Below are 6,937 nucleotides of genomic sequence, written 5' to 3' on the forward strand. Positions count from 1 at the left end.
ATTACTCACCTGACACACCTGTGGCTATTTGTTATCGTCTGGGCTGGGCTGATGAGAAGATTTTGATAGTTAGCCTTGACAAAATGGCTAATTGTACTCATCAAGAAAACTTGACTCGTACCACACTTTATGTAATCAGCCCTGCACTCAAAGAAAGTATCGGGCGATCGCGCCTATATCATCCTGAACATACTCATCTATTTCGTCCCAAAGAATAACTGTACTACAGTTCCTCCTGTTCGTTACACTTAGCAATGTAGAAAAATATTAGGTAGATTAACTCATGCTTGATGAACAGGCAAAAAAAACGATGCTGTTGAAAATACCCCACGGACTCTACATCTGTGGTGTTAAAGATGGAGAAGAAATTAACGGTTTCACAGCTAGCTGGTTAATGCAGGCTTCATTTAAACCCCCCTTGATTGTAAATTGTGTAAATCAAAATTCGATTTTTCATCACATGATAAAAAACAGTGGAGTATTTGCCATTAGCTTCTTGGAAGAAGGACAAAAAGACATGGCACAAAAGTTCTTCAAGCAAATGCGTCGCGTTGGCAATAAATTTGAAGATGTAGAATTTTATCTCGGCGAAACAGGTTGTCCGATTATTTCTGATTCTTTGGGATATGTTGAGTGTCAAGTTGTCGATGCAGTGATGAAGGGTGATCACACTGTATTTGTGGGTGAAGTGATAGCTGCTGGTGTTCACCGCGAAGGTAAACAGCTACGACTGGAAACCACTGGTTGGCAGTATGGTGGTTAGTAGTTAGTGGTTAGTGGTTTATAGAAAAAATCAACAACCAACAATCAACAATTAACAATCAACTAAAAAATTTGTGTTATGCCTTTGATCAAAGTTCAAACTTCTGTCTCTGCATCTGAAAAAGCAGAAATTGAAGCTATGCTCAAAAATCTCTCAGTAAAGTTAGCTAAGCACACTGGCAAACCAGAATCTTATGTGATGACAGCTTTTGAATCAGGAATTCCGATGACATTTGCTGGTAATACAGATCCAGTGTGCTACATAGAAATTAAAAGTGTGGGTACAATGAAACCAGAGCAAACCCAAGCGATGAGTCAAGATTTTTGTCAAGAAATTAATCAGGCGCTTGGTGTACCTAAAAATCGCATTTACATTGAATTTAACGATGCCAAAGGCTATATGTGGGGCTGGAATAGTACAACTTTTGGCTAGTTTTTTCTTATCTGCTGATTTGTGTTCAATGTGCTACCACATTTGAAAGAAATTTCCCCCTGAAAACTTGCAGAATTATCTATAATCGCCTGCGATTCAAATCGAAGGCTAATAGCAAAAGTCATCTAAAGATGACTGAGTAATTGGATGAGTCTACTTTAGTAAAATTCAGATATTAGCCCAAAATTTATTTTCGAGCGGGATTTTGAGCTAATTGAAATTGCTACAAGATGTTAAATGAACCGGGTTTTTCAAGTTATTTCTCCAAAACTCGGTTTTTATCTTTATAAGTTCGCTACTTGACGCTAGTTACTTACTTTCAACTTTCAGCTTGAGATAGCATAGATATGCCAGCGTCAAATTGTAATTAATTATGTCTGCTACGTCTGTTTTGTCTCAGGTTGAGTCACCCACTCGAAAAATAACTATTCCTCCGTTGCTGGGTGCCTCTGTAACGGAGTTAACTGCTTGGGTGCAGCAACAGGGACAACCAGGTTATCGAGGTAAGCAGCTGCATGATTGGATTTATAACAAGGGAGTACGATCGCTTGCTGATATTTCTGTGTTCCCTAAACAATGGCGTGCAGAAGTTGCAGAAATTCCCATAGGGCGTTCTACTATACATTACCGTTCGGTTGCCCCTGATGGCACTGTTAAGTATCTTTTAAAACTTGCCGATGGCTTTATTATTGAGACTGTCGGTATTCCTACAGAAAAGCGTCTGACGGTTTGTGTTTCTACGCAAGTGGGTTGCCCGATGGCGTGTGATTTCTGTGCTACTGGTAAAGGTGGTTACAAGCGCAATTTGGCACGTCATGAAATTGTTGATCAAGTGCTGACTGTTCAAGAAGATTTTCAGCAACGGGTTAGCAATATTGTATTTATGGGTATGGGTGAACCCTTGCTAAATACAGATAATGTCCTGGCTGCGATCCAATCTCTAAATCAAGATGTGGGAATTGGACAGCGTAACATCACTGTTTCGACTGTGGGAATTCGCGATCGCATCCGTCAGTTTGCCCAAAATCAACTGCAAGTTACTTTGGCGGTGAGTCTACACGCACCTAATCAAACACTGCGGGAAAAACTCATTCCTAGCGCCCGTCCCTACAAAATAGACGATTTACTCACCGAATGTCGGGAGTATGTCGATATCACAGGGCGGCGAGTATCTTTTGAATATATTCTGCTTGCTGGTGTTAACGATTTGCCAGAACACGCTGCTGAGTTAGCAAAAAGACTGCGGGGATTCCAAAGTCATGTCAATCTAATCCCCTACAACCCGATTTTTGAAGTTGACTACCAGCGCCCTAATCGCGATCGTATTCAAGCCTTTGTCAAAGTCCTCAAACAACATCATATCGCCGTTAGTGTACGCTACTCTCGTGGTTTAGAAGCAGATGCTGCTTGCGGACAATTACGGGCAAATAAGGAGTAGTTTTGGTTGGTGGTTGATAGTTGATGGTTGATGGTTGCTTGTTCCAAACAACAAACAACAACCAACCAACAACCACTTACTTAATTACCGACGTGCATAAATTCCAGGGGCATAAGCTTCAATTACTTTCCCTGTAAGGGTGCAACATACCATTAAGTAGTCGCAGTTTTGGCATTGCGTCCGCGTTAATTGGCTATCCGAAATATAATGTCTTTCACCTTCACTGCCACAGTTTGGACAGTGAATTTTTTGTACTGTCTGCATTTGAAAACCCCTGGCTATACTCATAACTTTGTTGTTTGTAAAAGCTGTGTCTATATCAAATTCACTAATTTTTTAGTTTTACATTTTTGACAAAAATCAAATTTTTCTTTTTGCGCTCAATATCAAGCTAATCTATAAAAGTTTGATATTTGATATTTTTTTTATTATCTTAATATTTATACTCTATAACCATCCTACTTTGGATATAAAAGTTATTTTTATTTTCTAGCTTCTTATAGATACAGTGATCCCTGTGTGTTATAGATTGAAAACTATAGCTTTATGGTAGTGACATTTCTTATATGCTCAGTGAAAACTTGGATAAAGGGAAGAGAAATAAAAATTTGAATAATTAAGCCAGTCCGCGCTTAACTGTGAATTATCTATCTGACACTAATATCATATCCGCTTGAACACTTAATATTATCCGTTGGGGTCGGTAATTGGTAATTGGTAATTGGTTATTTTTTAACCATGTCCAATGCCCAAGTTTTGTATGGTGAGCAATTAGTCAGACATGATTTTATTAGTTCTAGTAACAAAGTGTTAATTTTTAGCTATCGCCTATTTTTTGTTGCGAAGGGAGTTGTGATTAAACTTCCATGAGAAAATTTAAGGAAATATTTCGATTATATAGATGAACATCATTGCCAAGTTTGCTAATCTAATGATTAGTAATGGGTAATGGGTAATGAGTAATGGGTAATGGACAATTGGGGAACCCAATTGTCAATTACCCGTCATTTCTTATTTTCTCAACAGTCCTTGCTTATTGGATTTGCTGGTATTGCCGAAAATATGAGAAAAAGAGCATGAAGAATCTTTAGCAAATACAAAGCAAGACAATACTTGCCCAGGACCAAAATTTAGTCTTCAACTTCTGAGACTTGATGCCTACTTAGTACCAAAAAGGAATTAGCATTAGCCGCAGATATGATCTCCGAAAAAGACCAGAGGTAGCAATGCTAAGTCTGGTCAAAGATTTGGCATCAAACCAGAAAAATCTATGCAAACATAATTGATGACCAAATACAGCAACGTCCGATTTGAGATATGTGCTGACGCTCGCACCGCACATCTGATACATTTGGCGACAGGGATGAAGTCATAAACCGCATTAGACGCAAAGTAGGCGAAGGTTTTTTAAGAATCTACACCTCAAGAGGGATGAAAATAATCATAGATTTCTTGTGCTAAGCGTGGACCGATTCCGGGAACCTCAGCTAGTTGTGTCGGTGTAGCTTGCCGAATATAATCAACAGAACGAAAATGTCCTAAAAGTTGTTTCTGGCGATGGTGTCCTAAACCAGGAATTTCATCTAAACGCGATCGCTTCAATTTATCACTGCGTTGTTGACGATGAAAACTAACAGCAAATCGATGCGCCTCGTCTCGCAACCGTCGCAAAAGCTGTACTCCTGGTTGTTCCGCATCGGTAGTAAGTGGTTCAGACTCTCCCGGTAAAAAGATTTCTTCTCGCTTTTTCGCCAAACTAATTACACGCAAGTCTTCCAATAAATTCATTTCTTGCAAGACTGCTACAACCGATGATAACTGACCTTTGCCCCCATCAATCATGATTAAATCAGGCCAGTCTGAATTCCCAGTCCTTTGTAGTTGCGGATCTTCAGCATACTTGCGAAAGCGACGTCCTATAACTTCGGCTAAACTCGCAAAATCATCCGAGTGTCCAACAGTAACTGTGGGATTTTTAATTTTGTAATGACGGTAGTGCTGTTTTGCAGGTAAACCATCAATAAATACCACTTGAGAAGCTACCGCATTTGAACCTTGGATATGGGAAATATCGTAACCTTCGATGCGGTGGGGTAATTCGGGTAAGTCGAGGATAGCAGCTAAATCTTCCATCGCCTGTTGGTTGCGATCGCTCAATTTTTGCATTCTTTGCAATTCGTATTGAGCATTCCGCTCTACCATCTCAATTAATTCTGCCTTAGTCTGGCGTTGGGGAGCTAGAATCGTCACCTTTCTACCTTTACGCTGTGTCAGCACATCTGCCAAAATATCCGGTTCTGGCAACTCGTATTGCACTAAAATTTCTGTGGGAATTTCCACCGCTTCGGCTGTTTGGTAGTGTTCTTCCAAGACGCGTTGTAAAATTGCTCCCATCAATCCCCCTTCCTTTGAGGGAGAGGAAAGGGTGGGTACTTCTGCGACGAAAGCTAAACGTCCAACTAATTTTCCGGCACGAATTTGGAATAATTGAATGCAGGCGTGCTGGGCGTCAGCTGCCAGAGCGATCGCATCACGGGAAACAGTATCATCTGGTAAGGATACTTTTTGCTCCGCACTCAGAGACTTTAAGCCGTTAATTTGATCACGAAATCGCGCCGCAGCTTCAAAGTTCAACAATTCTGCTTGCTTGTGCATTTGTTCTGTGAGGATGTCGATGAGTTCACTGCTTCTTCCTTGGAACACCATCGCCACTTTTTGCACAATTTTGCGGTATTCTTCTGGGGAAATCAGCGACTGACACACACCCGGACAGCGTCCTAAGTCAAAATTTAAGCAAGGACGATCTTTAAATAGTGGTTGGGGACGTTGACGCAAGGGAAATATCCGTTTGCAGAGGCGCAAAATTTCCCGCAGTAAGTGAGAATCTGTATAAGGACCATAATATTTATCTTTTTGGTTACTGAGTTGGCGCTTGCGGGTGATATAAATACGTGGGTAGTCTTCTGACCAAGTGATGCAAACGTAGGGATACTTTTTATCGTCTTTCAGTAGTACGTTGAAGTATGGCAGGTGTTGCTTGATCAGGTTAGCTTCTAGTGCCAAGGCTTCAGCTTCAGTATCGGTGACGATAAATTCAATTTCTGTCACCTGCCTTACCATTGTGGCAATACGTTCGGTAAGTTTTTGTGATTCCCGAAAATAGGAACGAACACGCGATCGCAGTTTTCGTGATTTCCCTACATATATGATGCGATCGCTTCCGTCTCGCATCAAATAAACTCCTGGTTCTTGTGGAATTTCGGCTAGACGATTTTCTAGGCGTTGCGGATCTTTGATGAGTGGTGGTGTTTGAGCTGATGTTGTCACAACCAGAGATTGGTAACTTTACAATTTACCTATATTTATTTTAAGTAAAATTACTATTTTTAGCTGTGGATGTTATGCTTTACTTCTCATGGGATTTCAGTGAGTTGTTAAGTAGTAAGTAGTGACAGATACAGTAAAAGTAAAAACTGATTTTTCACAGTACTTTATAAAGTAAAGCTTAAGTATTAGCGTGACGCGTTAAGATAGTGCATCAATAAACCACAGAGCCGTAGAGAACACAGAGTATAGAAGAAGAGATTTATTCACAAAATTAGCTATGTTAGTCTAGAGGATGCGTTACCGCTAGTTCTCACTCTCTCAAACACTTGAATCTTTATATAAGACTTGCAATTATAAAAAAGTTTCTTGATTGCTTAAAATTTTTATATTAATTTGATAATTTGCAGATTTTGATTTTTATATACTGCTGTTTTCTTTCAACCATAAATTAGAGTTTTCGATGTTATTTACTAGACTAAATCTTTTTAGAAGGGTTTTCAACTTCTACTCTATTACTCGACTACATCAGTTTTGAGGGGTTGGGAGAAGCCAGATCCTCGAGTTTTAAAAAAACTCGGGTATCTCGCGGTTGAGTACTGTAGCAATATGAGTCTATTGGTAGATGTGATTTATGATTTTTTATAGAAAACTTGATTTTTTTAGATTTTTTATAAAGTTATAATTATCTAAAACTTTTCAGATGAAATATTTTATATACTGTTATTTCACAAAATATTAAGCAAATTAACGGATTTTTAAAATCTCCAATTAAACTAGAATTTATATTATCTAAAGTATGCACTTCTAGGTGGAAATCAGTGCAGCGAAATGAAATAGTTATGCTGTTTGAACAAGGTAAAAAGCTCGTAATGAGAAGCTTTATTTCCTTGTTGCTCCAGCCATATCAATAGACGATAACGAGATAACTCCATAGACGTAGTGAATTTTTAACCTTAATTCTTGATTTGTTGTATTTT

5 protein-coding genes and 1 pseudogene are annotated in these 6,937 nt (G+C 39.1%); 4 read left to right on the forward strand and 2 right to left on the reverse strand.

Going from position 1 to position 6,937, the window contains the following annotated elements; all coding sequences use genetic code 11:
• From UYK_RS24135 to rlmN, 4 genes and pseudogenes are all read left to right on the forward strand, one after another.
• A pseudogene (locus tag UYK_RS24135) lies at window positions 1-218 on the forward strand (precorrin-4 C(11)-methyltransferase); the annotation flags it as partial.
• 65 nt (window positions 219-283) lie between these two features.
• Complete coding sequence (locus tag UYK_RS0110050) at window positions 284-763, forward strand: flavin reductase family protein (RefSeq protein WP_016871346.1); 480 nt, start codon at window positions 284-286, stop codon at window positions 761-763.
• A 78-nt stretch (window positions 764-841) separates the two neighbouring features.
• Window positions 842-1,195 carry a phenylpyruvate tautomerase MIF-related protein gene (locus UYK_RS0110055; RefSeq protein ID WP_009455764.1) on the forward strand — a complete coding sequence of 118 codons (354 nt, stop codon included), beginning with the start codon at window positions 842-844 and terminating at the stop codon, window positions 1,193-1,195.
• A 373-nt stretch (window positions 1,196-1,568) separates the two neighbouring features.
• Window positions 1,569-2,633, forward strand: coding sequence for a dual-specificity RNA methyltransferase RlmN (gene rlmN, locus UYK_RS0110060; RefSeq protein ID WP_009455755.1), 1,065 nt, complete (start codon window positions 1,569-1,571; stop codon window positions 2,631-2,633).
• An 84-nt stretch (window positions 2,634-2,717) separates the two neighbouring features.
• On the opposite strand, the gene UYK_RS24965 is transcribed toward rlmN, so the two are convergent.
• Both UYK_RS24965 and uvrC read right to left on the reverse strand, forming a co-directional pair.
• Window positions 2,718-2,897: a replication restart DNA helicase PriA gene (locus UYK_RS24965; RefSeq protein ID WP_071588114.1), complete on the reverse strand. Its 180-nt coding sequence runs from the start codon at window positions 2,895-2,897 to the stop codon at window positions 2,718-2,720.
• A gap of 1,158 nt (window positions 2,898-4,055) precedes the next feature.
• Window positions 4,056-5,960, reverse strand: coding sequence for an excinuclease ABC subunit UvrC (gene uvrC / locus UYK_RS0110070; protein ID WP_009455753.1), 1,905 nt, complete (start codon window positions 5,958-5,960; stop codon window positions 4,056-4,058).
• Window positions 5,961-6,937 lie beyond the last annotated feature (977 nt).

It is taken from the genome of Fischerella thermalis PCC 7521 (assembly GCF_000317225.1).
Taxonomy (GTDB): Bacteria; Cyanobacteriota; Cyanobacteriia; order Cyanobacteriales; family Nostocaceae; genus Fischerella; species Fischerella thermalis.

Coding starts and splice junctions, on each gene's coding strand:
- UYK_RS0110050 (WP_016871346.1), top strand. CDS start 284: ATGCTTGATGAACAGGCAAAAAAAACGATGCTGTTGAAAATACCCCAC.
- UYK_RS0110055 (WP_009455764.1), top strand. CDS start 842: ATGCCTTTGATCAAAGTTCAAACTTCTGTCTCTGCATCTGAAAAAGCA.
- rlmN (WP_009455755.1), top strand. CDS start 1,569: ATGTCTGCTACGTCTGTTTTGTCTCAGGTTGAGTCACCCACTCGAAAA.
- UYK_RS24965 (WP_071588114.1), bottom strand. CDS start 2,897: ATGCAGACAGTACAAAAAATTCACTGTCCAAACTGTGGCAGTGAAGGT.